The organism is Saccharothrix sp. ST-888 (assembly GCF_000955975.1).
GTDB lineage: Bacteria > Actinomycetota > Actinomycetes > Streptomycetales > Streptomycetaceae > Kitasatospora.
In genome coordinates this window covers 17,797-41,946 of sequence record NZ_JYJF01000049.1, presented here as the reverse complement: position 1 = coordinate 41,946, position 24,150 = coordinate 17,797, and the positions used below count along the sequence as shown (strand labels likewise).

Below are 24,150 nucleotides of genomic sequence, written 5' to 3'. Positions count from 1 at the left end.
GACTGGATGCCATGATCCGAAAGCTGATCCTGCCCTCCGCCCTGGTTCTCTCGCTCGCCGCTCCGGCGGCCCTCACCGCGGGCTCCGCAGTCCCGGCTGCCGCTTCCCCTGCGACGCCCGCTGCCCCGGCCGCGTCGGCTGCCGCAGCGACGCCGGCCACGGCGCAGCGGGCCGGGCTCACCCTGCCGCCGCCCACCGGTCCGCACCGACTCGGCACGGTCTCGCTGCATCTGGTCGACACCTCCCGGCCCGATCCCTGGGTCAGTACGGTTCCCCACCGTGAGCTGATGGTCAACGTGGTCTATCCCGCCGTGCAGACGGACGGTCACCCGCTCGTCCCGCAGCTCGCCCCGGGGGTGGCCGCCGCGTTCGACACGTTCACGGGCCACCGGAACTACGGGATCCCGGTCGACACGGTGGACTGGGGAGCCACACTCACCCACGCCCACCAGGGCGCACCGGCCGACACCGGTGGCGGGCCGTTGCCGGTGGTGCTGTACTCCCCGGGCGCCGGAGATCCGGCCTCCTGGGATACCACCCTGGTCGAGGATCTCGCGAGCCGGGGCTACGTGGTGGTGACCATCGACCACACCTACGAGTCCCCGGCGGTTCGCTTCCCGGACGGCTCGGTGCGTACCACGATCTTCACCGACGAGCTGATCGAGAAGACGATCCGGGACGGCGGCATACCGGCGCTGGCGCAGAAGACCGTGGACACCCGGGTCGCCGACACCCGCTTCGTACTGGACCGACTGGCCACCCCCGGCACTCTTCCGCCGGATCTGGCCAAGCTCGCGGATCTGAGCCGGATCGGCATGTTCGGCCACTCGGCGGGCGGCTTCACGGCTGCCGAGACCATGCACGACGACAGGCGGATCAGGGCCGGGGTCAACATGGACGGCCCGCTCGGCAACAACCAGGACGACGGCGGCCCCAATCTCGCCCCGGTCGCGGTGGACGGGCTCGACCGACCCTTTCTGCTGATGGGCAGTCAGGCCAGCGACCACCACACCTTCCGTTCCTGGGAGGCGTTCTGGGACAACACCCCGGGCTGGCACCGGGACTTGCACCTGCGCGGCACCAAGCACGGCTCCTTCACGGACGCCGAGCAGCTGATCCCGCAGATCGCCCGGCAGACCGGGCTGCCCACCGAGACCGTCCAGGACGACATCGGCTGGGCAGCTCCTGGTCCGGTGCTGGCCGCTCAACAGACCTACCTCGCGGGCTTCTTCGACCGCTCGTTGAAGCACCGCGACAGCGGACTGTTCGACCGGCCCGCGACCGCGCCGGGCACCTTCATCCCGTAGGGCGCCGGGCGCCGGGCGCTCTGCTCACCCTTCGGCTCCGGCCGGGGGCCCGCAGCCCTCGTCGGCCTGCAGGACCACGGCTCCACTCGCCAGGCCCTGCTCCGTCATCACGGTTCCGTTGTCACGCTCCCGTCTTGTGAGGTCAGGTCATGACCAGTCCTGGACAGCGCCCCGGCAGTGCAGCAGTCCCACCCGGCACCTCAGCCGGTGCGGTGCACCAGCAGAGCCTCGCTGCCGACCGGGCGGTACCCGGCGGCCTGGAACGTACGGACGCTGGTCGCATTGCCCGGGCTCTGCTGCGACCAGAGGTGCTCGCCCTCCGGCAGCAGATGGCGCGCCGCCACCGCCAGTGCCCGGCCGAGCCCCCGTCCCCTGGCCTGCGGGTCGACCTCGATCGCCGCCTCCCACCGCCCGGCCACGCCGCGTCCGAGCACCAGCACTCCGCCGGGCGTGGTCCAGGCTCGGACGTCGTCGCGGAAGAGCAGGGCACGGACGATGCGCGGGTGCTCGTGATCCTCGATCGGCTGCATGGGGAGCGGTGGTTCACCGGGCAGCCGGTCGGCCACGGTCAGCAGATCGATGGTGTTGATCACACGGCCGGTCCGCTCGGCGAAGGCGCTGAGGAAGAACGGGGACATCGGCGCGGCCAGCGGATCGGCCGGGGAGGCTGCGATGCTCTCCCGGATCCAGGCCGGGTCCTCCTCCGTGAACACCACGGCATGGGCGCTGAACGCGATCACTCCGGCCTCGCGCTCGTTCGGCTGCGGCACCACCGTGACCGATCCGTCGGCAGGTGGGAACAGTCCGTCGGCGGCCTCCGCCAAGATCTTCTCCAGCATGCCCTCACCCTACGGCTTGCCTCGGTGGCTGCCGGACGGGGTGGACGGGGTGGCTCAGCCGGGCGGTGGGGAGGTCCGACGGCCCGGCGACAGGGGAGAGGGCCTGCCCGGTCGGCGAACCAGATCCCGATCCGGGCGCCGCTCCGGCCGCCGCTTCGACGGTCCGGGAGGTGGTCCGGCTGGTATGACGTGCTGTCGGTGCTGTCGGTGCTGTCAGCGCTGCTCGGGCGTCTGCTGGGAGAGCCAGCGCAGCGCGTCCGAAACCATCCCACGCCAGCTCTGGAGGGTATGGCTCGCGGTGTTCTTCACCACGGTCACGGTGGTCGGCGATGTGGCCGCGTCCTTGAGCGCCTCCGCGTCCTCAAGTCCGTCGTGCGCGGCGCCGGCCTCGTAGAGGCTGACATGCGGGGGCTGCGCCGCACTCCTGAGCATGTTCAGCGGGTTGGCCGACTCCCGCAGCTTCGGGTCCTTGGCGACGACCGAACTCGACTCCGTACCAGGATCGTTGAACCCGGAGATCCCCACCACCGCGTGGAACCGATCGGGGTGCCCGATGCCCAGCCGGGTGGCGCAGTGTGCCCCCGCCGAGTAGCCGGCCACCGACCAGCGTTCGGCGGCCGGGTCGGCGCGGAAGTCGTTCAGTACCAGCTGCGGCACGTCCTGCGTCAGCCAGGTCTCGGCCTTGACCTTGCCCGGGACGTCGGCGCAGCCGGGGTCCTCCGTCTTGGACAGGCTGGTCTGGGGCGCCACCAGGATGAACGGCTGGGATCCGTGGTCGGCGATCAGTCCCTTGAGTTGCTCCGAAGCCTGCATCGCGCCGAACCACGCCGCAGGCGAACCCGGAAACCCGGGCAGAAGTTCGATGACGGGGAACGTACGGCCCTGGTAGGCCGGGTCGTCGTACTGCGGGGGCAGCCACACCAGCACCTGGCCCTCGACCCCCGAGGCAGGCCCCTTGACCGTGGCGGCCAGGACGTCGTTCGGTACGCCGGGCAAGTCCTGGGCAGGCCGGAAGTCCTCCTTCGTCGCGGGCGATTGGGTCAGTCCGGTCCGGCCGGCCGTGCCGCCAGTGCCGGCCAGCCCGGCTCCCGTCGGTCCAGTGGACACCGCAGGTACTTCCGCAGCAGGCCCGGGCCCGGTCGGAGTGGTGGGCGAGGGCCGCCCTGCGGCGGACTGCACGAGGATCAGGCCCGAGACCATCGCCCCGGCGACGCCCAGGGTGAGAGCGGCCCTGGTGGCGTAGCGGCGACGGCGGATCCTGCCGCCCTCGCGCACGATCGCCTCGAACGGCGCGGGTCCTACGGTCAGGTTGTTCACCTGGTTGGTGAGTGTCAGTTGGAGATCGGTCTCATCGAAGTCTGCCATTGAGCACCTCCGGTCGGGTGGTCTGCCATGTGTGGTCGGCCAGTTGGGGGTGGGTCCGGAGCTTCGCGAGCCCCTTCGACGCCTGGCTCTTGACGGTCCCGGCCGAGCAGCCGAGGGTCGCGGCGACCTCGGCCTCGGACAGGTCCTCCCAGTACCGCAGGACCACCACGGCGCGCTGCCGGGCGGGCAGTTCGGCCAGCGCGGCCAGCAGGACCTGCCGCTGGTCCAGCCGTGCACTGGGATCGCTCTCGCCGTGGTGGGGCCGGTCCGGGAGCGTCTCGGTCGGGAACTCCACGGGCCGCCGTTTGCGGAACCGGTTGGCGTTGCTGGTCACCAGGATCCGGCGCAGATACGCATCCGGGTTGTCGCTGCTCCGGACCCGGTGCCAGGACGCGTACGCCTTGGCGAGCGCGGTCTGGGCCACGTCCTCGGCATAGTGACGATCCCCCGTGAGCAGATAGGCCGTCCGCACCAGGGACGGCCACCGCCCCTGGACGAACTCCCTGAACTCTGTCTCGTCTTCCGCGCGCATCCAGGCGCACCCCCTTTCACCCCTCCAGACCACCACCCGCATCGATCAGGTTGCCGCCCGTTCCGACCGAAATTCGATCACGCCCTCCATCGGTCTCCGCCCGTGCTCCGCCGCTCCCGAAGCCCGCCGCGGACGGCACGTCCGAAAGCTCTTCCGAGAGCTCCTGTGCGGATTTCCGGACCCGTTCCGGCGATCTTCCAGGGATCTTCCGGAGGAGCCCGGAGGCCCCGGGCTATCCTCGGCGCATGCCGAGTCCGCGTGATCCCGTCCGGCCGGAGCCGTTGACCGCAGGTACCGTGCACCCACACCCCGAGCGGGTCTGGTACGCGGCGTACGGCTCGAACATGCACCTCGCCCGGCTCGCCTACTACCTGACGGGAGGTTGTCCACCCGGCACGACGCGGATCTACCCGGGGTGCCGCGACAGGAGCGGTCCCGAACGCGCGACGCCGATCCTGCTGCGCGGGGAGCTGTACTTCGCACTGGAGTCGCGCACCTGGACGGGAGGCATGGGTTTCTTCGACCCGTTGCGTGGCGGCGAGATGCCCGCCCGGGCCTATCTGCTGACGGTGAGCCAGTTCTCGGACATCGTCGCCCAGGAGATGCGCCGCAGTCCGGGGACGGATCTCGAGCTGAGCGGCGCGTTGACCGACGGCCATGCCGAGCTGGGGCCCGGCCGCTACGAGATCCTGGTGTGCCCGGGCGCGCTGGACGGCTATCCGATCCTGACCTGCACGGTGTCCTGGCGACGGGCCCGTGCGAAGCTGAACCGCCCGTCGGCCGCCTACCTGCGCCATCTCGCCGCCGGTCTCACCGAGGCCCACGGCTGGGACCTGGCGCGGATCGCGGACTACCTGAGCACCCGTCCCGGCGCGGCCGGTTCCTGGTCGGCCGCCGAGATCGCGGCGCTCTGCGAAATCTGAGGTGCGATCAGGTGATGCGATCCGGTGGTGTTCGGTGCCGCCTACGGAATGAGGACTTGCGGGTGCTGCTGCGGGACGTTCGGCTCGGTGGCACCGAGGCGTGTGCGCGCACGCGGTGCGACCCGGATCATCGACCTGCGCACCGACCTCGCCTGATCCCGTCCACGGCCCCTGCCGGCCACGCCCCACCGGCCGAGCCCCCCGACCGCCCCGCCCTCAGTGCTTGCGCGCCCGGCTGGGCTGGACCCGGGCGGGTTCGCCGGGCATCTTGGGGTGGTCCGGCGGGTAGGGGAGGTCGCCGACGCCGTGGTCGCGGGCCTGCTGAGCGGACAGTTCGAGGAGCGAGTCCAGCGAGAACGCGTGGTCGTCCAAGCCGGCGTGCAGATCGCCCAGTTCGGCGAACCGCTCGGGCAGGGTGCGCAGGTCGAAGTCGGTCGGTGCGACCTCGTCCAGCTCCTCCCAGCGCAGCGGGGCCGAGGCGGTGGCCTCCGGCCGGGCGCGCAGGGAGTAGGGCGAGGCGATGGTGCGGTCGCGGGCCATCTGGTTGTAGTCGACGAAGATGCGCTCGCCGCGCTCCTCCTTCCACCAGGCGGTGGTGACCCGGCCGGGCATGCGCCGTTCCAGTTCCCGTCCGAGGGCGATCACCGCATGCCGGCAGTCGGTGAAGGTCCAGCGCGGCTCCACGGGCACGTACACATGGAGCCCGCGCCCGCCGGAGGTCTTGGGCCAGCCGCGCAGCCCGTGTTCGTCCAGCAGGCCGCGCAGTTCGTGAGCGGCTCGGACGGCGTCCCGGAAGTCGGTGCCGGGCTGCGGGTCGAGGTCGATCCGCAGCTCGTCGGGGTGCTCGGTGTCGGAGCGGCGGACCGGCCACGGGTGGAAGGTCAGGCAGCCCAGGTTCGCGGCCCACAGCACGGCGGCCTGCTCGGTGGGGCAGATCTCGTCCGCCGTACGTCCGCTCGGGAAGGCGATCCGCGCGGTCGGGAGCCAGTCGGGGACGTTCTTGGGAGCGCGCTTCTGGTAGAAGAACTCGCCCTCGATGCCGTCGGGGAAGCGCTGCAGCGTGGTCGGCCGCTCGCGCAGCCCGCGCAGGATTCCGGGCGCGACCGCCAGGTAGTACCGGGCGACGTCCAGCTTGGTGAAGCCCCGCGCCGGGTAGTACACCTTGCCGGGGTTGGAGAGCCGTACCGTCCGGCCGTCCACCTCGAGTTCCACCGCTCCTGCTGTTGCAGCCATGGGCCCACGCTAGGCCGAGCGGGCCCTGCCCGCCGTGTCCGGCACGCGGGCGGGCAACCGGCCCGCCACTATCGGAGCATGGACCTTCCCGTGATGCCTCCGGTCTCGCCGATGCTGGCGAAGGCGGTGGACGAGATCCCGCCCGGCATGCAGTACGAGGCGAAGTGGGACGGCTTCCGGGCGATCGTCTTCCGGGACGGCGAGGAGGTCGAGATCGGCAGCCGGACCGCCAAGACGCTCACCCGCTACTTTCCCGAACTGGTCGAGGCGTTCCGCACCGAACTGCCCGAACGGTGCGTGCTGGACGGCGAGATCGTGATCGCGCACGACGGGCGGCTGCACTTCGAGGAGCTGCTGGAGCGCATCCATCCGGCGGCCAGCCGGGTCCGCACCCTCGCCGAACGCACGCCCGCCTCCTTCGTCGCCTTCGACCTGCTCGCGCTCGGCTCCGACGCGCTGTCCGAACGGCCCCTCGCCGAACGGCGCGTCGCCCTGCTCGCGGCGCTCGACCGGGCCCGCCCGCCGGTCCACACCGCCCCGGCCACCACCGACCTCGACCAGGCCCGCAGCTGGTTCTCCCGGTTCGAGGGCGCCGGGCTGGACGGCATCGTCGCCAAGCCACTGGACCAGTCCTACCGTCCCGGCCAGCGCACCATGTTCAAGGTGAAGCACCAGCGCACCGCCGACTGCGTCCTGGCCGGCTACCGCGAGCACAAGAGCGGCCCGGTGGTCGGTTCGCTGCTGCTGGGGCTGTACGACTCCGCCGGACGGCTCCAGCACGTCGGCGTCAGCGCCTCCTTCCCGATGGCCCGCCGGGCCCAACTGGTCGAGGAACTGGAGCCGTTGCGGATGACCGACCTCACCGGACACCCCTGGGCCGCCTGGGCCGACGAAGCCGCTCAGGCCTCCTCCCGGCTGCCCGGCGCGGTCAGCCGCTGGACGGGCACCAAGGACCTCTCCTGGGTGCCGCTCCGCCCCGAGCGGGTGTGCGAGGTCGCCTACGACCACATGGAGGGCACCCGCTTCCGTCACACCACCCGGTTCCGCCGCTGGCGCCCCGACCGCGAACCGGCCGGCTGCACCTACGACCAGCTGGAGGAGCCGGTCTCCTACGACCTCGCGGAGCTGCTCGGCCCCTGAGGTCCGCGGTAGGCATCCCGGCCCGTACCCCCTCGGGTACGGGCCGGAGCGGTCCTCAGGATTCAGTCCGGCTCAGCGGAAGGTCTCCGGCCGGGCGACGGTGGCGGGCGTTCCGGCGGGCAGCCCGCGCAGGACCTGGGCCCGGATCTGCTGGGCCGCGCGCGGCAGTTGGCCGGCGCCGCCGACCAGCGGCAGCCGGAGGGAGGAGTGGGCCAGGTCGACGGTGACGGTGGGTTTGGTGGACGGCGGGTCGATCAGTCCGTTGTCCGTTCCGGCCACGATCAGGGCGAGCCGGTGGCCGGCGGGCACGATGTGGTCGGTGCCGGCCAGGTCGAAGGTGATCGAGTACGTCTTTCCGGGGGTCAGGGTGACGCTCTTGTCCAGCCCCGCGTAGTGCCCGAGGTCGGCCCAACCCCGGCTGAAGACCGTGTAGTCCACCTGCGCGGTGTCGGCCGCGGTGTCCAGGAAGCAGGCGCTGTCGCCCGGGGTGCTGTCGCCCCAGCACGACCGGGTGCCCAGGGTGGTGATGCCTTCCCCGGAGCCCTGGTAGTTGCGGATGGTCGCCGGTCCGAGGTCGACCAGCACCGCGCTCAGGCGGGCGCTCCTGGTGGACGGCCGCACGGCCAGGGTGATCGAGCCGCCGCCGGACATCCGCAGGTCCCGGGTGAGCGCGCCGGTGGTGAAGGCGGTCTTGTCGGGGGTGCTGAGGTCGACGTCGGCCGCCCAGTCGTTCTCGCCGCGGGACCGGTCGTCGGTGAAGCTCGCGGTGCCGCTGCCGGTGCCGCTGGTGAGTGCACCGGGTCGCAGGCCGAGCGGGCTGGTCACCGTCCCCGGCGCGGGCCAGGACGGGTCCTGGGTCCACTGGTCCGGCGCCCGCTCGATGTCGGCGACGGGACCGTTCTGGATGCCGTTGTCCACGCCCAGCAGATAGTGGTCGAACCAGCCGTGCAGGGTGTCCACCCAGGCCGCGCGCCGGTAGTCGAAGGGGTCGACGTGACCGGTCTGGGAGAGCCAGATCTTCCGGTCCACCCCGGTCGCGGCCAGCGCCGTCCACCACTGGGAGAAGTTGATGTCGCGGACGTTCAGGTCCTGCAGGCCGTGCACCACGAAGACGCTGGCCCGGACGTCGGCCGCCGAGGCGACGTAGTCGCGCTGCTGCCACATGGCGGTCCAGTTGCCGTTGGACGGCGACCCGGCGGCGAGTCGGCTCTGCACGGCGGAGCAGTTCGAGGACGCCGACGAGCTCTCCACCTCACCGGCGAGGTCGGCGGGCGTGCCGCTGTAGAGCGGCGCGCCGTCCGACCGGTAGTAGTCGTACCAGGAGCTGATCGCGGAGATCGGGACGATGGTCTTCAGACCCTGCACACCGGTCGCGGCAACCCCGTTGGCGATCGTGCCGTCCCAGGACTTCCCGATCATGCCGACCGAACCGTTGGTCCAGGTCGGCTGGACGAGGCTGCTGCCGGTGCGGGCGCTGTAGCCGTGGGCCCGGCCGTTCAGCCAGTCGACCACCGCCTTGGCGGAGGCGACGTCGGAGGGCCCGCCGACGTCCACGCAGCCGTCGGAGCGGTTGGTGCCGGTCAGGTCGACCAGCACCACGGCGTAGCCGCGCGAGACGAAGTAGTTGTCGTAGAAGAGCGGGAACTGGACCGGGTGGCCCTGTGCGTCGTACGTCTTGAGCTGGGACTCGTTGCCGCGCCCGCAGCAGGAGTAGTACGGGCTCGCGTCCATGATGACCGGGATCTTCAGGCCGGCCGCGGCCGGTTCGCTCGGCCGGATGATGTCGGCGGCGACCCGGTCGGTGCGGCCGTCGCCGTCACCGTCCAGGCCGGTGTCGACCCAGACCGTCTCCCGGACGGCGGCGGCGTAGGAGTAGACGGGTTGGCTGGCGCCGTTGCGGACGGTGCCTGCGGTGCTCGCATGCGCGGCGGCTGGGCCGAGCAGTGCCACGGTGAGCGCGGCGAGGAGCGTGGTGATGACGGCGAACGGACGGGATCGACGGATTGTCACAAGGCACGAAGGTAGTTCGGCCCGGCGGCGCTCCAGAAGAGAGCTGACAAGCCACGGACAAGATTTTACGAGCGCCAGCCGTTCTGTTGGCGCAGCCGTGGGCGCGATGGGCCCGCCGCCTGAGCCGTACGGGTGGTGCGCGGCGGGCCGCCGGGGAGCGTGGGGCGCAGCTCGGGCAGGATCGTGAAGCCCAGCTGTGGCGGCCCTTAAGAATTCCTCGATGGACCGCACCCCCTCTGACCAGGCAGATTTCACTCTGCCCGGCCCGGCAGGGGCCGACCGCCGGGTTCACCTCGGCCTGTCCCTCCGGCAGGTCCGTTCCATCGTGCGTCAGGAGCCCTTGCCGTGAAGGCACTCGTCAAGCAGAAGGCCGAGCCCGGACTCTGGCTGATGGACGTTCCCATGCCGGAGATCGGCCCGTCCGATGTGCTGATCAAGGTGCTGCGCACCGGTATCTGCGGCACCGACCTGCACATCCGCAAGTGGGACGGCTGGGCCCAGCAGACCATCAAGACCCCGCTGACGCTCGGCCACGAGTTCGTCGGCGAGGTCGCCGAGGTCGGCTCGGCGGTCTCGGACGTCAACGTGGGCGACCTGGTCAGCGGCGAGGGCCACCTGGTGTGCGGCAAGTGCCGCAACTGCCAGGCCGGGCGGCGCCACCTGTGCCGCAACACCGTCGGTCTGGGCGTGGGCCGCGACGGTGCCTTCGCCGAGTACGTCGCGCTGCCCGCCACCAACGTCTGGGTGCACCGGGTGCCGGTGGACCTGGACGTGGCCGCGATCTTCGACCCGTTCGGCAACGCCGTGCACACCGCGCTCTCCTTCCCGCTGGTCGGCGAGGACGTGCTGATCACCGGCGCGGGCCCGATCGGCATCATGGCCGCCGCCGTCGCCAAGCACGCCGGTGCCCGCCACGTGATGATCACCGACGTCTCCCCGTACCGCCTCGACCTGGCCCGCAAGGTCGGCGTCACGCTGGCGCTCGACGTCTCGCAGCACACCATCGAGGAGGGCCAGCAGCAGCTCGGCCTGCGCGAGGGCTTCGACGTGGGCCTGGAGATGTCCGGCCGCCCCGAGGCGATGCAGTCGATGATCGCCAACATGACCCACGGCGGCCGGATCGCCATGCTCGGTCTGCCCGCCGAGGACTTCGCGGTGGACTGGGCGCAGATCGTCACCTCGATGATCACGATCAAGGGCATCTACGGCCGCGAGATGTTCGAGACCTGGTACGCGATGTCCGTCCTGCTGGAGGGCGGTCTCGACCTCAGCCCGGTGATCACCGGCCGCTACCCCGCCGCCGACTTCGCCGCCGCCTTCGAGGAGGCGGCAAGTGGCAACTGTGGCAAGGTCATTCTGGACTGGACCGTCTGAGACCCGATCGCCCTCCCCGTCTGACACCCTGTAGGAGACACCGTGTTCGACAACGTCCGCGAGTCCATCGCCGGCACCCTGGACGAGATCCGCGAGGCCGGCCTCTTCAAGCCCGAGCGGGTGATCGGCAGCCCGCAGAACGCCGCCGTCACCGTCACCGGCGGCGGTCGCCCCGGCGAGGTGCTCAACTTCTGCGCCAACAACTACCTCGGCCTGGCCGACCACCCCGCCGTCGTCGCCGCCGCCAAGGACGCGCTGGACCGCTGGGGCTACGGCATGGCCTCGGTGCGCTTCATCTGCGGCACCCAGGACGTCCACAAGCAGCTGGAGGAGCGGCTCTCCGCCTTCCTCGGCCAGGAGGACACCATCCTGTACTCCTCCTGCTTCGACGCCAACGGCGGTGTCTTCGAGACCCTGCTCGACGAGCGCGACGCGGTCATCTCCGACGCGCTCAACCACGCCAGCATCATCGACGGCATCCGGCTCTCCAAGGCCCGCCGCCACCGCTACGCCAACCGCGACATGGCCGACCTGGAGGCGCAGCTCAAGGCCACCCAGGACGCCCGCCGCCGCCTGATCGTCACCGACGGCGTGTTCTCGATGGACGGCTACATCGCCCCGCTGCGCGAGATCTGCGACCTCGCCGACCGCTACGGTGCGATGGTGATGGTCGACGACTCGCACGCGGTCGGCTTCGTCGGCCCCGGCGGCCGCGGCACCCCCGAACTGCACGGCGTGATGGACCGGGTGGACATCATCACCGGCACCCTCGGCAAGGCCCTCGGCGGCGCCTCCGGCGGCTACGTCGCCGCGCGCCGCGAGATCGTCGCCCTGCTGCGCCAGCGCTCGCGGCCGTACCTGTTCTCCAACTCGCTCGCCCCGGTGATCGCCGCCGCCTCGCTGACCGTGCTCGACCTGCTGGAGAAGTCCGGCGACCTGCGCGAGCAGCTGGCCGCCAACACCAAGCTGTTCCGGACGAGGATGACCGAGGCCGGCTTCGAGATCCTGCCCGGTGAGCACGCCATCGCCCCGGTGATGATCGGCGACGCCGCCAAGGCCGGCCGGCTGGCCGAACTGCTGCTGGAGCGCGGCGTGTACGTGATCGGGTTCTCCTACCCGGTCGTGCCGCACGGCCAGGCCCGGATCCGGGTCCAGCTCTCGGCCGCCCACTCCACCGAGGACGTCGAGCGCGCCGTCGCGGCCTTCATCGACGCCCGCGCGGCCCTCGGCGAGTAGCCGCCGAGCAGCACCCCTTCAGGGCGGCGGGGAAACCGCGACCGGGCAGCCGCAGCTGCTCGTCGGTTCCCCGCCGCCCGGCGTTTCCTCGCCGCCCGACCGTGCCCGATCGGCCACGGCGCTCGGCTGCCCCGGCAGGGGGTCGGCCGCGCAGCTCCCCGCCGCCCTCGGGGGCGCTGCCCGGTGGCCGGGGGTCTCGGCGGCGCAGCCGGGCCCGCCGCCCTGGCAGAATGGCCGAGTGATCGACGCACGACGGCTGCGGACCCTGCGGGCCGTGGCCGACCACCGCACCGTGACGGCCGCAGCTGCCGCGCTCTACCTCACCCCGTCTGCCGTCTCCCAGCAGCTCGCCGCACTCGAACAGGAGACCGGCCACCACCTGCTGGCCCGCGACGGCCGGGGCGTCCGGCTCACCGCCGCCGGGGAGATCCTGCTCGGGCACGCCGACGCGGTGCTGGCCCAGCTCGAACGCGCCGAGGCCGACCTCGCGGCCTACAGCGCGGGAGCGGCCGGCGAGGTCACGGTGGCGGCGTTCGCGACCGGGATCGCGCTGGTCCTCGCGCCGGCCATCACCGCCCTCGCCGAGGCCGCGCCCGGCGTCCGGATCAAGGTGCTGGACGCCGAGGGCGACGCCAGCCTGCCGATGCTGCTGGACGGGCTGGCGGACATCGCGGTCGCGGTCGAGTACCGGGGTGCGCCGCGCGCCGACGACCAGCGGCTCACCAGGGTGCCGCTCTACGCCGAGCCCTTCGAGGCGGTGCTCCCGCTCGGCCACCCGCTGGCGTCCGACCCTGGCCCGGTGGCCGTCGCCGACCTCGCCACCGAGCCGTGGATCGGGCCCTACCCCGGCAACCCCTGCCACGACGTGGTCCTGCTGGCCTGCGAGTACGCGGGCTTCCAGCCCCGGCTGGTGCACTCCTCGGACGACTTCCGCGCCGTCGTCGCGCTCGCCTCGGCGGGCGCGGGCGTGGCACTGGTCCCGCGCTCGGCCCTGCGCGGGGTGGACCTGTCCCGGGTCGCGGTGCGCCAGGTGGACAGCGCGCTCGCCACCCGCAAGGTCTTCGCCGCCGTGCGCAGCGGCGCCGAGCAGCACCCGCTGATCCGGCCGGTCCTGACGGCACTGACGACGGCGGCACAGGGCATCTCGGTGGCCTGACCAGCCGTCGGATCGGCCCACGAGGGCCGCGGACGGCTGCTCAGGCCACTGGCTGTCAGCTGTCGGTGACTTCGACGCCCCGCCAGAACGCCACCTGCCCGGCTATCCGCGCCGCAGCCGGGCTCGGATCGGCGTAGAACCAGGCGGCGTCCGGGTTCTCGGCGCCCGCCACCCGGACCGTGTAGTAGGAGGCGACGCCCTTCCACGGGCACACCGTGGTGGTGGAGGAGGGAGCCAGCAGCTCCACCCGGACCGAGTCGATCGGGAAGTAGTGGTTGCCCTCGACGACCGTGGTCCGAGAGCTCTCGGCGATGATCTCGCCGTTCCAACGCGCAATGGCCATAGGGACATTGTGCCCTGCCCGGGCCCGGTCAGGCCCTGACCGCCGATCCGCCCGCAGCCGGGCTGCTCAGGACCGCATCGGCATCTACTACAGCCAACCTGCCGCGTACAGCTTCTACGCACCGTGGAGGCCGGGAAGCCTGCCGGTCTTCGGTGACCTCACCGGCGACGGAAAGCCCGATGCCGTACTCCCTGATGCCAACGGCAACCTCCGCGCCGGGCACACGGGCTCGCGTCAGGTGGCGAGTACGGCCTCGACGGCGGCGACGACGCTGCGCCTGTGGGGCTCGGAAAGTCGTCGCTGCACGTCAAGCGCCGTATCGGTACTCGTTGATGACGCCACCGAGGACGCGGGTACGCAGGAGTTTCCGGTCTTCGAGGACGTGCACGGTGGCGGGTTGGCGGTCGGAGTCCGGCGGCAGCTGATGGCAGGCCCGGTGTGGCCGGTGCCCGTTGTAGTGCCGCTGGTAGGTGGCCAGGACCTGCCGTGCATGGGCTTTGTCCACTCCTTGGTGGGGTGGGCGGTGACGCCGGTGATGTGTAGGCGCCGGGTGCGGTGTTCGAGGAACGCCAGCGCGTACAGCCGTTTGCCGAGCGCGGTGTCCACACGCAGGAAGTCGGCCGCGATGATGCCCTTGGCCTGATTGGTGAGGAATGCGCCCCAGGTCGGGCCGGTGCGGCGCGGGGTCGGCTCGATGCCCGCCACGTGGAGAATCTCCCAGACGGTGGAGGCTGCGATCCGGTGGCCGAGCCGAGCGGACCGAGCCTTTGAGCTACCGGCGCAGGACCGCGTTCTCGTGTCGCAGCACGAGGAGTTCCGCGTTCTCGGTGGTGTCGCGATGCAGTTCGCGCGACGCCAGGGGAACAGTTTCGGATGGTCGTGATGCCCCGTGAGTATTGGGTGGTCGGTTTCGTGAGTCGGGTGTGGCCTGCGGCCTTCCGGTCGGGTGCGTGGTTCTGGGGTTGAGGCCGGGTTCCCGTGCGTCCCGGCTGGGGTGCTGACCGGGGCTCTACTGCGGGTGGCGGGTGACGCATAGGGTGGGGCGGTCGATGATCGTTCACGTGACAGGAGACCCCGTGAGTCAGCCCGCTGCCGTTGATGCCTTGCTTCCTGTTGGTGTGATCGGCCTGGGGGATATTGCGCAGAAGGCGTACCTGCCGGTCCTCGCTGCTCTGCCCGGTCTCGATCTGAGGTTGATGACCCGTGACCGGGCCAAGCTCGACCGTCTCGGTGATGCTCATCGGATCGCTCCCGAGCACCGCTTCACCGATCTGGGCGAGCTGATCGGCAGCGGCATCCGGGCCGCCTTCGTGCACGCCTCCACCGACCAGCACGTCCCGATCGTCGAGCAGCTGCTCGAAGCCGGCGTGGATGTCTACGTGGACAAGCCGCTCGCCTACACCCTGGACGGTGCCCGCCACCTGGTCGACCTCGCCGACCGTACCGGCCGCTCGTTGATGGTGGGCTTCAACCGCCGCCACGCGCCCGGCTATGTGCAGGCGAAGGAGCGCCCGCGTGACCTGATCGTGCTGCGGAAGAACCGTGAGGGCCTCGCCGAGGCACCCCGCCCGATGATTTATGACGATTTCATCCATGTTGTGGATGTGCTTCGCTTCCTCGTCCCCGGCGAGATCGAGCAGGTCGACGTCCGCTCCCGCGTGTGCGGTGGTCTGGTCGAGCATGTAGTCCTCACCGTCGCCGGCGACGGGTTCACGGCGCTGGGCATCATGAACCGGGTCTCCGGCTCGACCGAGGAGGTCCTGGAGGTCTCCGGCGCCGACTCCAAGCGCGAGGTCCACAACCTTGCCGAGACCATCGATCACCGCGGTCAGCCCACGGTCCGCCGCCGCGGCGACTGGGTCCCGGTCGCCCGCCAGCGCGGTATCGAGCAGATCGTGCTCGCCTTCCTGGACGCCGTTCGCACCGGCAGGACTCTCGACGCTCACGACGCCCTGCGGACACACGAACTCTGCGAACTCATCGTGGAGCGCATCGAGACGGTCTGAGGCAGGCAACCGCCCGACAACCCACGTCGTGGACACGCTCCGCTTCCTGCTCCCCGGCGAGATCGAGCCGCCGAAGTGGCGGCCCAGGCGGGCTGACACCGCGCTCGGGCCCGCGCCGAACGACGGGAACCGGTGCCGCTTGGTGGGGCGGCACCGGTTCCGGCGGAGCGTCAGGACAAGTACGTTCAGCCGGTGTTGGCGCAGGAGTTGCCGCTGGCCGGGTTGAGCAGGCCGATCAGGTTGACGGTGTTCCCGCAGATGTTGATCGGGATGTTGATCGGGATCTGGACGACGTTGCCGGAGAGCACACCCGGCGAGTTGGTGGCTTCGCCCGTGGCGTTGGCAGAGGCGGAGGCCGCCCCGGCCGACCCGAGTACGAGCGCACCGGCTGCCCCGGCAAGCACGAGGGCCCTGCGGATGTCCTTCACGGTCTTCTCCGTTCCTGAGGGGATGGTGCCTGGTCGTGCGGGAACCTCCGCCACCGGCCGGTGCCGGGGGCGGTCCCGCAGGAAAGTGTCGGCAGTGCCCGCTCCGACGAGCCGTAAGCACACCCACCATTCACCCAACCGAGTGGCCGTACTCCCGCGTAATCGGCCATCGGAACCACGGCGCCCCAGGCGCGCCGCCACCGGGCTGTCCGCAGGCCCTCCGCCCGCCCGCCGTGCCCCGCTCAGGCCGTCTGCTGTGCCAGCCACTCGGGGTCGGGGTCGATCGGCTGGAGTACCTCGATCAGGACGCCCTCCGGGCTCCACACGTTGAACCGCCGCTGCCCCCACGGCTCGTCCCGGGCGGGGACCGCGATCTCGGCAGGTGATGCGGGCGGCGCCGTCCCGCGCGCTGGTCGCCGAGCTGATGGCCTGGGTCGACCGCCGGGTCACCGCCGAGCGCACCGGCTACCTCGCCCTGCTCGAACTCCGCCTCGACGCCACCCGCCGCCCCGAGCTCCGGGCGGAACTCACCGCCACCGTGCGGGAGGCGCTGGAGGCCGACATCCGCTTCCACCTCAGTCCTGCCGATGCGCGACGGCGGCTGGGCCTGCGGGGGATCTCATCGATCACGGCTGCGCTGCTCGCCCAGCAGGTGGTCGCCGAGGTGATCCGGTGGATCGAGGAGTCCGGCGGTACCGCGCCGGTCTACCTGTCCGCCAACATCCCCGGCGGCGACGAGCACAACCGGGCCCTGGAGGCCCGGTACGCCGGGCGGATCCGGCGCACCGCGTGACCGGCGACCGGGTCCCGGACGGTCCCGTCCCGGTCCGGCCGGGGCGTGATCGATCGGCGGCGGGGTAGGACGGCGGCATGAGTACACCGTTGGTCCTGGGGCTGGACGTCGGAGGCACCGCCACCCGGGTGGTGGTCGCGGACCTGCACGGCCGCGTGGTCGGCACGGCACGCGGCGACGGCGGAAACCCCGTCTCGCACGGCGCGGCCGCAGCCGCCCGCAGCATCGCCGCCACTCTCGACTCGGCGCTGACCGGGGTGGATCCGGGCCGGGTGGCGGCCGGAGTGCTGGGGCTGGCCGGCGGACTGGTGGCCGCGGGCGGGCTCACGGAGATCTGGTCGGCCTCCGGCCTGACCGTCGAGCCCCGGCGGGCCAGCGACGTGGAACTGGCCTTCGCGGCCGGTACCAGCAGCCCGGCCGGCTCGGTCCTGATCAGCGGGACGGGCGCGGTCGCGGGGGAGTGCCGCGACTTCGCCCCGGTCCACCTCGCGGACGGGCACGGCTGGCTGCTCGGCGACCGGGGCTCCGGCTACTGGCTGGGCCACGCCGCCGTACGGCTGACGCTCGCCGGGATCGACCGGCGGGTGCAGCCGACCGGTCTGATGAAGAGCGTGGTCGAGGAGTTGCTGGGCCCGGGCGTGGGGGAGGAGCACCTGGGCGCGGCCGCCGAGCTGCGGTCCGGGGTGATCGCCGCCGTGCACGCGGACTCGCCCGTACGGCTGGCGCGGCTCGCGCCGCTGGTGCTGAGCGCCGCCGAGGCGGGTGAGCCCGAGGCGCGGGGCCTGGTGGCGGAGGCGGCGGACCACCTGCTGTCGACCCTGGGCACCGTCCGGGCGGCGGGCTCGGACGATCCGGTGGTGCTGGCGGGCGGGGTGCTCTCGGCCGGATCGCCGCTGGCTTCGGCGGTGTACGAGCGGATCGCCGACCGGTGGCCACGGGCCGAGCTCGCCTTCGCGGGCAACGCGGCCGGGGCCGCCGCCTGGCTCGCGGCCCGCTCGCTCGGGGCTCCCGGACTGGACGGTCTGCACGGGCAGTTCGTCGGCTAGACCGGCCCGGCCGACCTTGCGGGGGCGCGGACTTCAGTGGACTTCAGGGGCGGGGAGCCGCGCGAAACGGCCGGGCCCGAGGTGCAAGGTGCGCACCCCGGGCTCGGCCGGCTCACACGGTTCCCCGCGCCCCCGTGGACCGCTGCCCCGCCAGATCGGCCGGACAAGCCCCGGCCCCCGACGTCCTGTTGTGGACTCCGCAGGGGGCCGGGGGAACCGCGCAGGCCTCGGTCAGGCGCCGACGTACGCCGCGAGGTGCTCGCCGGTGAGGGTGGAGCGGGCGGCGACGAGCTCGGCCGGTGTGCCCTCGAAGACGATCCGGCCGCCGTCGTGGCCGGCGCCGGGGCCGAGGTCGATGATCCAGTCGGCGTGCGCCATGACCGCCTGGTGGTGCTCGACGACGATGACCGACTTGCCGGAGTCGACGAGCCGGTCGAGCAGGCCCAGCAGCTGCTCGACGTCGGCGAGGTGCAGGCCGGCGGTCGGCTCGTCGAGGACGTAGACGCCGCCCTTCTCGGCCATGTGGGTGGCCAGCTTGAGCCGTTGCCGCTCGCCGCCGGACAGCGTGCTGAGCGGCTGGCCGAGGCTGAGGTAGCCGAGCCCGACGTCGGCGAGCCGGCCGAGGATGCGGTGCGCGGCCGGCGTGTGCGCCTCGCCGGCGCCGAAGAACTCCTCGGCCTCGGTCACCGACATCGCGAGCACCTCGCTGATGTCGCGGCCGCCGAGGTGGTGGTCCAGCACCGCTGCCTGGAACCGCTTCCCCTCGCACTCCTCGCAGGTGCTGGCGACGCCGGCCATCATCGCCAGGTCGGTGTAGACGATGCCGACGCCGTTGCAAGTGGGGCAGGCGCCTTCGGAGTTGGCGCTGAACAGCGCCGGCTTCACACCGTTGGCCTTCGCGAACGCCTTGCGGATCGGGTCGAGCAGCCCGGTGTACGTCGCCGGGTTGCTCCGGCGCGAGCCGCGGATCGCGCCCTGGTCGATCGACACCACCTCCTCGCTCGCCGGCAGCGACCCGTGCACGAGCGAGCTCTTGCCGGAGCCGGCGACGCCGGTGACGACGACCAGCACCCCGAGCGGGATGTCGACGTCGACGTCGCGCAGATTGTGCGCCGTCGCGCCGCGGATCTCCAGGGTGCCGGTGGGCGTCCGCACCGTCTTCTTGAGGGCGGCCCGGTCGTCGAGATGGCGGCCGGTGACGGTACCGCCGGCTCGCAGCCCCTCGACGGAGCCCTCGAAGCAGACGGTGCCGCCCGCCGTACCGGCGCCGGGGCCGAGGTCGACGACGTGGTCGGCGATCGCGATCACCTCCGGCTTGTGCTCCACGACGAGCACCGTGTTGCCCTTGTCCCGCAGCCGCAGCAGCAGGTTGTTCATCCGCTGGATGTCATGGGGGTGCAGGCCGGTGGTGGGCTCGTCGAAGACGTAGGTGACGTCGGTGAGCGAGGAGCCGAGGTGGCGGATCATCTTGACGCGCTGTGCCTCGCCGCCCGACAGCGTGCCCGCCGGCCGGTCGAGCGCGAGGTAGCCGAGGCCGATCTCCGCGAACGAGTCGAGGGTGCGCTGCAGCGTCGCGAGCAGCGGCGCCACCTTGGCGTATCCCCCGCTCGAAGAGCTTGGGGAAGGTTCGTCGAGGCCGCGGACCCACTCGGCCAGGTCGCTGATCTGCATCGCGCAGGCGTCGGCGATGCTGATGCCCTCGATCTTCGACGACCGGGCCCCTTCGCTGAGCCGGGTGCCGTCGCACTCGGGGCAGGTGGTGAAGGCGACCGCCCGGTCCACGAACTCCCGGATGTGCGGCTGCAGCGATTCCCGGTCCTTGGCGAGGAACGACTTCTGGATCTTGGGGATCAGCCCCTCGTAGGTGAGGTTGACGCCCTCGACCTTCACCTTGGTCGGCTCCCGGTGGAGGAAGTCGTGCATCTCCTTCTTGGTGAACTTGCGGATCGGCTTGTTCGGGTCGAGGAGGCCCGACTCGGCATAGACCCGCACGGTCCAGAAGCTGTCGGACTTCCAGCCGGGGATCGTGAACGCACCCTCGGCGATCGACTTGGAGTCGTCGTAGAGCTGGGTGAGGTCGATGTCGGAGACCGTGCCCCGGCCTTCGCAGCGCGTACACATGCCGCCGGTGCGGGTGAAGGTCGCCTTCACCGCCTTCCTGGCACCGCGCTCGACGGTGATCGCACCGCTCGCCCGGACCGAGGGGACGTTGAAGGCGTACGCGCTGGGCGGGCCGATGTGCGGTGCGCCGAGACGGCTGAACAGGATGCGCAGCATCGCGTTGGCATCGGTGGCGGTACCGACCGTGGAGCGGGGGTCGCCGCCCATCCGCTGCTGGTCGACGATGATCGCGGTGGTCAGACCTTCGAGTACGTCGACCTCGGGCCGTGCCAGCGTCGGCATGAAGCCCTGCACGAAGGCGCTGTAGGTCTCGTTGATCAGCCGCTGCGACTCCGCGGCGATCGTGCCGAACACCAGGGAGCTCTTGCCCGAGCCGGAGACGCCGGTGAACACCGTCAGCCGCCGCTTCGGGATCGCGACGCTGAGGTCCTTGAGGTTGTTCACGCGCGCGCCGTGCACGCGGATCAGATCGTGGCTGTCGGCATCGTGCAGCGCAGGCGACTGCGTGTCCGTCCTCGTGGCCATGCTCATCGTGTCTCCATCCGTGAGACGGGGCCGCCCTTCGCGGTCTCCGTCGGCGTCGCCCGGCTCGATCCAACCAGCTCCGGTGAGCCTCCGGCCTCTCTCTCGCCGGACGGCTCAGCGGACGGCTCAGCGGTGCTCGTTGATGCGGATCAGGTTGCCTGCGGGATCGCGGAAGGCGCAGTCACGCACGCCGTACGGCTGCTCGGTCGGCTCCTGGACGACCTCGGCGCCGCCGGCCTGTACCCGCGCGAAGGTGCCGTCGAGGTCGGTGGTGGCCAGGGTGATGCGGGCGTAGCTGCCCTTGGCCATCATCTCGACGACGGTGCGGCGCTCGTCGTCGGTGACGCCGTGGCCGGCGGCCGGCGGCTCCAGGACGATGGACGTGCCGGGCTGGTCGGCGGGGCCGACCGTGATCCAGCGCATCCCGCCGGATCCGACGTCGTTGCGGACTTCGAAGCCGAGGGTGTCGCGGTAGAAGGCCAGGGCGGCGTCCGGGTCGTTGTGCGGGAGGAAGGTCCAGTGAATGGTGAGGTCCATGGCGATCAGGCTAGGTGCGGCTCGGCGACTCGGGCTTCTCGATTCCTGATCGGTCTGGTCGCCGGTGCTACCGGTACGACTCGTCCTGCTGCCCGGTCTCGCGGTCGTCGCCGCTGAGCAGGCCGCTCGGCTCGTGCGCGGTCGGCTCCGGCGCCCATGCTCTTTGCCACCGGCAGATCACCGGTCCTGGGGGCCGTGGGAGACTGGTCGGATGAGACGGCAGAGCCTCGACGACCTGGTCCGGCTGCGGCGGGCCCGCGACCGGATGGACCGCGACTACGCCGAGCCGCTCGACGTCGCGGCGCTGGCGCATGGCGCCCTGATGTCGCCGGGCCACTTCTCCCGCAGTTTCCGCGCCGCTTTCGGCGAGACGCCCTACAGCTACCTGATGACCCGCCGTATCGAGCGGGCCAAAGCGCTGCTGCGGCGCGGCGACCTCACGGTGACCGAGGTCTGCTTCGCGGTCGGCTGTACGTCGCTGGGGTCGTTCAGCTCGCGCTTCACCCAGCTGGTCGGCGAGAGCCCGAGCGCCTACCGGGCCCGGGACCATGACCACGGCGCCGTCATCCCGGCATGCATAGCCAAGATCCACACGCGACCGGTCAGAAACGGAGAAGCGAGCCCCGCCGCTCGGCCGTAGCCTGAACGGCATGGATATCAGGCTCTCCCAGTGCTTCATCGCCGTCGACGACCACGAGAAGGCGATCGCCTTCTACCGCGATGTGCTCGGCCTTGAGGTACGCAACGACGTCGGGTTCGAGGGGATGCGCTGGGTGACCGTCGGGGCGCCCTCGCAGCCGGACGTGAACATCGTCCTGGAACCGCCGCTCGCCGACCCGAACGCCTCATCGGCCGACCGGCAGGCCATGGCGGAGCTGATGGCCAAGGGCCTGCTGCGCGCCGTCATCTTCGCGACGGACGACTGCGACGCCACCTTCGAGCGCATCAGCGCGGCAGGCGGCGAGGTGCTGCAGGAGCCGATGGACCAGTTCTACGGCGTCCGCGACTGCGCGTTCCGCGACCCCGCCGGCAACATGTTGCGCTTCACCCAGCCCCTCGGGAAGTGAGCCTTCGGCGGGCCCCGCTCAGGCCGCCGTCCGTTCCCCCTCGCGGACGGCGGTCGGTCGGGGTCCGCCGCGGCCGTTCGCAGTGGTCGACCGCTTCAGCCGGATTCTGACGACTCGCCGGGTTGACGGGCCCGTTGGGTGGAACGAGCGAGATACGGACATGCGCGCCGAGGTCGGCTGAGGCTCGAACCGCCCGAAGAGGGAAAGCCGGACAGCGAACCGCCATGCCGCATGCGAAGGCACCTCGGTCACTCATGGCGACGCCGACCGACCGCCGTTGCCCATGGCCGGTTGTCACTGCCGGTCACAACTCCGGTTGAGGCCAGGAGAATTGCGGTGGGGTAAAACAAGCATGCATGCTTGCTTTATTGCCCGGCCGCTGCCAGGCTGCTGCCCGTTGGTGCGACTGGGTGGGGCACGCGGCGGCAGGGGAGACTTGCGGTGTTGCGGATCGGCAATGCGTCCGGCTTCTACGGGGACAGGTTCTCCGCGTTCCGGGAGATGCTCACGGGGGGTCCGCTGGATGTCCTCACCGGGGACTACCTGGCCGAACTGACCATGCTGATCCTTGCCCGCGACCGCCTGAAGGACCCGCAACTCGGCTACGCCAAGACGTTTCTGCGGCAGATGGAGGAGTGCCTCGGCCTGGCGCACGAGGCGGGAGTGCGGATCGTGGTGAACGCGGGCGGGCTCAATCCGGCCCGACTGGCGGACGCGCTGCACGAGTTGGCGGACAAGCAGGGAATACCGCTGCGCGTCGGCCGGGTCACCGGTGATGATCTCCTGCCCAGGGCCGCCGAGTTGGAGCTTCCGGACGGTCTGCTGGCCGCCAACGCCTACCTCGGCGCGCACGGGATCGCCGAGTGCCTGCGCGGCGGTGCGGACCTCGTGGTGACCGGCCGGGTCACCGATGCGGCTCTGGTGGCCGGGCCGGCCGCCGCCCACTTCGGCTGGCGGCCGCAGGACCTGGACGCCCTCGCGGGGGCGGTGGTCGCCGGACACGTCCTGGAGTGCGGCGCCCAGGCCACCGGAGGCAACTACGCCTTCTTCCGTGAGCACGACGTACGCCACCCCGGCTTCCCGATCGCCGAGATCGAGGCCGACGGCAGCAGCATCATCACCAAGCACCCCGGCACCGGCGGTGCCGTCACCGTCGAGACCGTCACCGCCCAGCTGCTGTACGAGACGGCCGGGGCGCGCTACGCGGGTCCGGACGTCACCGCGCGGCTGGACACCGTCCGGCTGCGTCAGGACGGCCCCGACCGGGTCCGGATCACCGGGGTCAGGGGCGAGCGGCCGCCGCCCACCGTGAAGGTCGGGCTCAACCGGCTGGGCGGCTGGCGCAACGAGGTCGTCTTCGTCCTCACCGGCCTGGACATCGAGGCCAAGTCCGCCCTGCTGCAGGAGCAGTTGGAGCAGGCCCTGGAGCCGCGCCCGGCTGAGCTGCGCTGGACCCTGGCCCGTACCGACCACCCCGACGCCGACACCGAGGAGACCGCCTCCGCCCTGCTCCGGCTGACCGTACGGGACGCCGATCAGCGCCCGGTCGGGCGGGCGCTGAGCAGCGCGGCGGTCGAGCTCGGCCTGGCCGGCCACCCGGGCTTCCACCTCACCGCGCCGCCCGGCCCCGGTGCGCCGTACGGGGTGTTCGAGGCCGCCCACCTGGACGCCCGCACTCTCACCCACGTGGCCGTGCTCCCGGACGGGAGCAGCGTGCCGGTGCCGCCGCCGACCGGCACCCGCGAGCTCGTGCCGCTCGAACAGCCGCCGCTGCCGGAGCCGTTGCCGCCGGGCCCGACCCGCCGGGCGCCGCTCGGGCTGCTGGTCGGTGCCCGCAGCGGCGACAAGGGCGGTGACGCCAACCTGGGCGTCTGGGCGCGTACCGAGCCCGGCTGGCGCTGGCTGGCCCACACCCTGACCGTCGACCTGCTGCGCCGACTCCTGCCGGAGACGGCGGACTTGGGCATCACCCGGCACCTGCTCCCCAACCTCCGTGCGGTGAACTTCACCATCGAGGGCCTGCTCGGCGAGGGCGTCGCCGCGCAGGCCAGGTTCGACCCGCAGGCGAAGGCGCTGGGGGAGTGGCTGCGCGCCCGCCACCTCGACCTTCCGGAGGCCCTGCTGTGACCGTCCTGCCCACCCGGCTGGACCCGACCGGGGCCGAGTACA

Annotated in this window: 22 protein-coding genes; 12 read left to right on the top strand and 10 right to left on the bottom strand. The window is 71.7% G+C overall.

All coding sequences use genetic code 11. The annotated features are described in order from the left end of the window. Positions 1 to 11: 11 nt before the first annotated feature. Complete coding sequence (locus tag UK12_RS17355) at positions 12 to 1,307, top strand: alpha/beta hydrolase family protein (protein ID WP_156178777.1); 1,296 nt, start codon at positions 12 to 14, stop codon at positions 1,305 to 1,307. Between the two features lie 200 nt (positions 1,308 to 1,507). Here UK12_RS17355 and UK12_RS17350 read toward each other — a convergent pair whose 3' ends face one another. From UK12_RS17350 to UK12_RS17340, 3 genes are all read right to left on the bottom strand, one after another. Then, positions 1,508 to 2,146, bottom strand: a complete 639-nt coding sequence (locus tag UK12_RS17350) for a GNAT family N-acetyltransferase (RefSeq protein WP_045303904.1) — start codon at positions 2,144 to 2,146, stop codon at positions 1,508 to 1,510. A 213-nt stretch (positions 2,147 to 2,359) separates the two neighbouring features. Continuing rightward, positions 2,360 to 3,511: an alpha/beta hydrolase gene (locus tag UK12_RS17345; RefSeq protein WP_052681949.1), complete on the bottom strand. Its 1,152-nt coding sequence runs from the start codon at positions 3,509 to 3,511 to the stop codon at positions 2,360 to 2,362. After that, on the bottom strand, positions 3,495 to 4,043 hold the full coding sequence (locus tag UK12_RS17340) for a SigE family RNA polymerase sigma factor (RefSeq protein WP_045303903.1): 549 nt from the start codon (positions 4,041 to 4,043) through the stop codon (positions 3,495 to 3,497). The genes UK12_RS17345 and UK12_RS17340 overlap by 17 nt, the downstream gene beginning before the upstream one ends. Positions 4,044 to 4,288: 245 nt before the next feature. Here UK12_RS17340 and UK12_RS17335 point away from each other — a divergent pair, with 245 nt between their 5' ends. Then, complete coding sequence (locus UK12_RS17335; protein WP_231591258.1) at positions 4,289 to 4,966, top strand: histone deacetylase; 678 nt, start codon at positions 4,289 to 4,291, stop codon at positions 4,964 to 4,966. Positions 4,967 to 5,182: 216 nt separating this feature from the next. On the opposite strand, the gene ligD is transcribed toward UK12_RS17335, so the two are convergent. Beyond that, complete coding sequence (ligD, locus tag UK12_RS17330; protein WP_197084941.1) at positions 5,183 to 6,199, bottom strand: non-homologous end-joining DNA ligase; 1,017 nt, start codon at positions 6,197 to 6,199, stop codon at positions 5,183 to 5,185. A gap of 78 nt (positions 6,200 to 6,277) precedes the next feature. Between ligD and UK12_RS17325 the strand changes: the two genes are divergently transcribed. After that, on the top strand, positions 6,278 to 7,339 hold the full coding sequence (locus UK12_RS17325) for an ATP-dependent DNA ligase (RefSeq protein WP_045303900.1): 1,062 nt from the start codon (positions 6,278 to 6,280) through the stop codon (positions 7,337 to 7,339). A 72-nt stretch (positions 7,340 to 7,411) separates the two neighbouring features. On the opposite strand, the gene UK12_RS17320 is transcribed toward UK12_RS17325, so the two are convergent. Then, positions 7,412 to 9,349, bottom strand: coding sequence for a Xaa-Pro dipeptidyl-peptidase (locus tag UK12_RS17320; protein ID WP_052681948.1), 1,938 nt, complete (start codon positions 9,347 to 9,349; stop codon positions 7,412 to 7,414). A 345-nt stretch (positions 9,350 to 9,694) separates the two neighbouring features. Between UK12_RS17320 and tdh the strand changes: the two genes are divergently transcribed. The 3 genes from tdh (at position 9,695) to UK12_RS17305 (ending at position 13,115) form a co-directional block, all read left to right on the top strand. Further along, on the top strand, positions 9,695 to 10,723 hold the full coding sequence (gene tdh / locus UK12_RS17315) for an L-threonine 3-dehydrogenase (RefSeq protein WP_045303899.1): 1,029 nt from the start codon (positions 9,695 to 9,697) through the stop codon (positions 10,721 to 10,723). 42 nt (positions 10,724 to 10,765) lie between these two features. Beyond that, entirely contained in the window at positions 10,766 to 11,959 is a 1,194-nt protein-coding gene (locus tag UK12_RS17310) for a glycine C-acetyltransferase (protein ID WP_045303898.1), read from the top strand. A gap of 238 nt (positions 11,960 to 12,197) precedes the next feature. Beyond that, positions 12,198 to 13,115, top strand: a complete 918-nt coding sequence (locus UK12_RS17305; protein WP_045303897.1) for a LysR family transcriptional regulator — start codon at positions 12,198 to 12,200, stop codon at positions 13,113 to 13,115. A 55-nt stretch (positions 13,116 to 13,170) separates the two neighbouring features. On the opposite strand, the gene UK12_RS17300 is transcribed toward UK12_RS17305, so the two are convergent. Beyond that, entirely contained in the window at positions 13,171 to 13,458 is a 288-nt protein-coding gene (locus tag UK12_RS17300; protein ID WP_045303896.1) for a DUF427 domain-containing protein, read from the bottom strand. 234 nt (positions 13,459 to 13,692) lie between these two features. Beyond that, positions 13,693 to 14,163 carry a hypothetical protein gene (locus UK12_RS38125; RefSeq protein ID WP_197084940.1) on the bottom strand — a complete coding sequence of 157 codons (471 nt, stop codon included), beginning with the start codon at positions 14,161 to 14,163 and terminating at the stop codon, positions 13,693 to 13,695. 371 nt (positions 14,164 to 14,534) lie between these two features. On the opposite strand from UK12_RS38125, the gene UK12_RS17285 reads away from it, so the two are divergent. Next, positions 14,535 to 15,464, top strand: a complete 930-nt coding sequence (locus tag UK12_RS17285; RefSeq protein WP_231591257.1) for a Gfo/Idh/MocA family protein — start codon at positions 14,535 to 14,537, stop codon at positions 15,462 to 15,464. Between the two features lie 185 nt (positions 15,465 to 15,649). On the opposite strand, the gene UK12_RS17280 is transcribed toward UK12_RS17285, so the two are convergent. After that, a complete protein-coding gene (locus UK12_RS17280; RefSeq protein ID WP_045303892.1) occupies positions 15,650 to 15,892 on the bottom strand; it encodes a chaplin in 243 nt (80 codons plus the stop codon). 385 nt (positions 15,893 to 16,277) lie between these two features. On the opposite strand from UK12_RS17280, the gene UK12_RS41360 reads away from it, so the two are divergent. Both UK12_RS41360 and UK12_RS17270 read left to right on the top strand, forming a co-directional pair. After that, the gene (locus tag UK12_RS41360) at positions 16,278 to 16,685 is read left to right on the top strand and encodes a hypothetical protein (protein ID WP_197084939.1); all 408 of its coding nucleotides are present in this window, start codon (positions 16,278 to 16,280) and stop codon (positions 16,683 to 16,685) included. A gap of 77 nt (positions 16,686 to 16,762) precedes the next feature. Then, a complete protein-coding gene (locus tag UK12_RS17270; RefSeq protein ID WP_045303891.1) occupies positions 16,763 to 17,731 on the top strand; it encodes an N-acetylglucosamine kinase in 969 nt (322 codons plus the stop codon). A gap of 231 nt (positions 17,732 to 17,962) precedes the next feature. Here the strand turns inward: UK12_RS17270 and UK12_RS17265 are convergent, their stop codons facing one another. After that, entirely contained in the window at positions 17,963 to 20,383 is a 2,421-nt protein-coding gene (locus tag UK12_RS17265) for an ATP-binding cassette domain-containing protein (RefSeq protein ID WP_045303890.1), read from the bottom strand. 120 nt (positions 20,384 to 20,503) lie between these two features. Further along, on the bottom strand, positions 20,504 to 20,914 hold the full coding sequence (locus UK12_RS17260; RefSeq protein ID WP_045303889.1) for a VOC family protein: 411 nt from the start codon (positions 20,912 to 20,914) through the stop codon (positions 20,504 to 20,506). 211 nt (positions 20,915 to 21,125) lie between these two features. On the opposite strand from UK12_RS17260, the gene UK12_RS17255 reads away from it, so the two are divergent. From UK12_RS17255 to UK12_RS17245, 3 genes are all read left to right on the top strand, one after another. Continuing rightward, on the top strand, positions 21,126 to 21,554 hold the full coding sequence (locus tag UK12_RS17255) for a helix-turn-helix transcriptional regulator (RefSeq protein WP_045303888.1): 429 nt from the start codon (positions 21,126 to 21,128) through the stop codon (positions 21,552 to 21,554). 10 nt (positions 21,555 to 21,564) lie between these two features. After that, entirely contained in the window at positions 21,565 to 21,981 is a 417-nt protein-coding gene (locus tag UK12_RS17250; protein WP_045303887.1) for a VOC family protein, read from the top strand. A 441-nt stretch (positions 21,982 to 22,422) separates the two neighbouring features. Next, on the top strand, positions 22,423 to 24,108 hold the full coding sequence (locus UK12_RS17245; RefSeq protein ID WP_082119699.1) for an acyclic terpene utilization AtuA family protein: 1,686 nt from the start codon (positions 22,423 to 22,425) through the stop codon (positions 24,106 to 24,108). Positions 24,109 to 24,150: the final 42 nt, after the last annotated feature.

Bases quoted from the DNA above. Each gene is read 5' to 3' on its own strand.
- UK12_RS17345 (WP_052681949.1), bottom strand. From the start codon at position 3,511: ATGGCAGACTTCGATGAGACCGATCTCCAACTGACACTCACCAACCAG.
- UK12_RS17340 (WP_045303903.1), bottom strand. From the start codon at position 4,043: ATGCGCGCGGAAGACGAGACAGAGTTCAGGGAGTTCGTCCAGGGGCGG.
- UK12_RS17260 (WP_045303889.1), bottom strand. From the start codon at position 20,914: ATGGACCTCACCATTCACTGGACCTTCCTCCCGCACAACGACCCGGAC.
- UK12_RS17250 (WP_045303887.1), top strand. From the start codon at position 21,565: ATGGATATCAGGCTCTCCCAGTGCTTCATCGCCGTCGACGACCACGAG.
- UK12_RS17350 (WP_045303904.1), bottom strand. From the start codon at position 2,146: ATGCTGGAGAAGATCTTGGCGGAGGCCGCCGACGGACTGTTCCCACCT.
- ligD (WP_197084941.1), bottom strand. From the start codon at position 6,199: ATGGCTGCAACAGCAGGAGCGGTGGAACTCGAGGTGGACGGCCGGACG.
- UK12_RS17300 (WP_045303896.1), bottom strand. From the start codon at position 13,458: ATGGCCATTGCGCGTTGGAACGGCGAGATCATCGCCGAGAGCTCTCGG.
- UK12_RS17255 (WP_045303888.1), top strand. From the start codon at position 21,126: ATGAGACGGCAGAGCCTCGACGACCTGGTCCGGCTGCGGCGGGCCCGC.
- UK12_RS17325 (WP_045303900.1), top strand. From the start codon at position 6,278: ATGGACCTTCCCGTGATGCCTCCGGTCTCGCCGATGCTGGCGAAGGCG.
- UK12_RS17335 (WP_231591258.1), top strand. From the start codon at position 4,289: ATGCCGAGTCCGCGTGATCCCGTCCGGCCGGAGCCGTTGACCGCAGGT.
- UK12_RS17265 (WP_045303890.1), bottom strand. From the start codon at position 20,383: ATGAGCATGGCCACGAGGACGGACACGCAGTCGCCTGCGCTGCACGAT.
- UK12_RS17355 (WP_156178777.1), top strand. From the start codon at position 12: ATGATCCGAAAGCTGATCCTGCCCTCCGCCCTGGTTCTCTCGCTCGCC.
- UK12_RS41360 (WP_197084939.1), top strand. From the start codon at position 16,278: ATGCGGGCGGCGCCGTCCCGCGCGCTGGTCGCCGAGCTGATGGCCTGG.
- UK12_RS17270 (WP_045303891.1), top strand. From the start codon at position 16,763: ATGAGTACACCGTTGGTCCTGGGGCTGGACGTCGGAGGCACCGCCACC.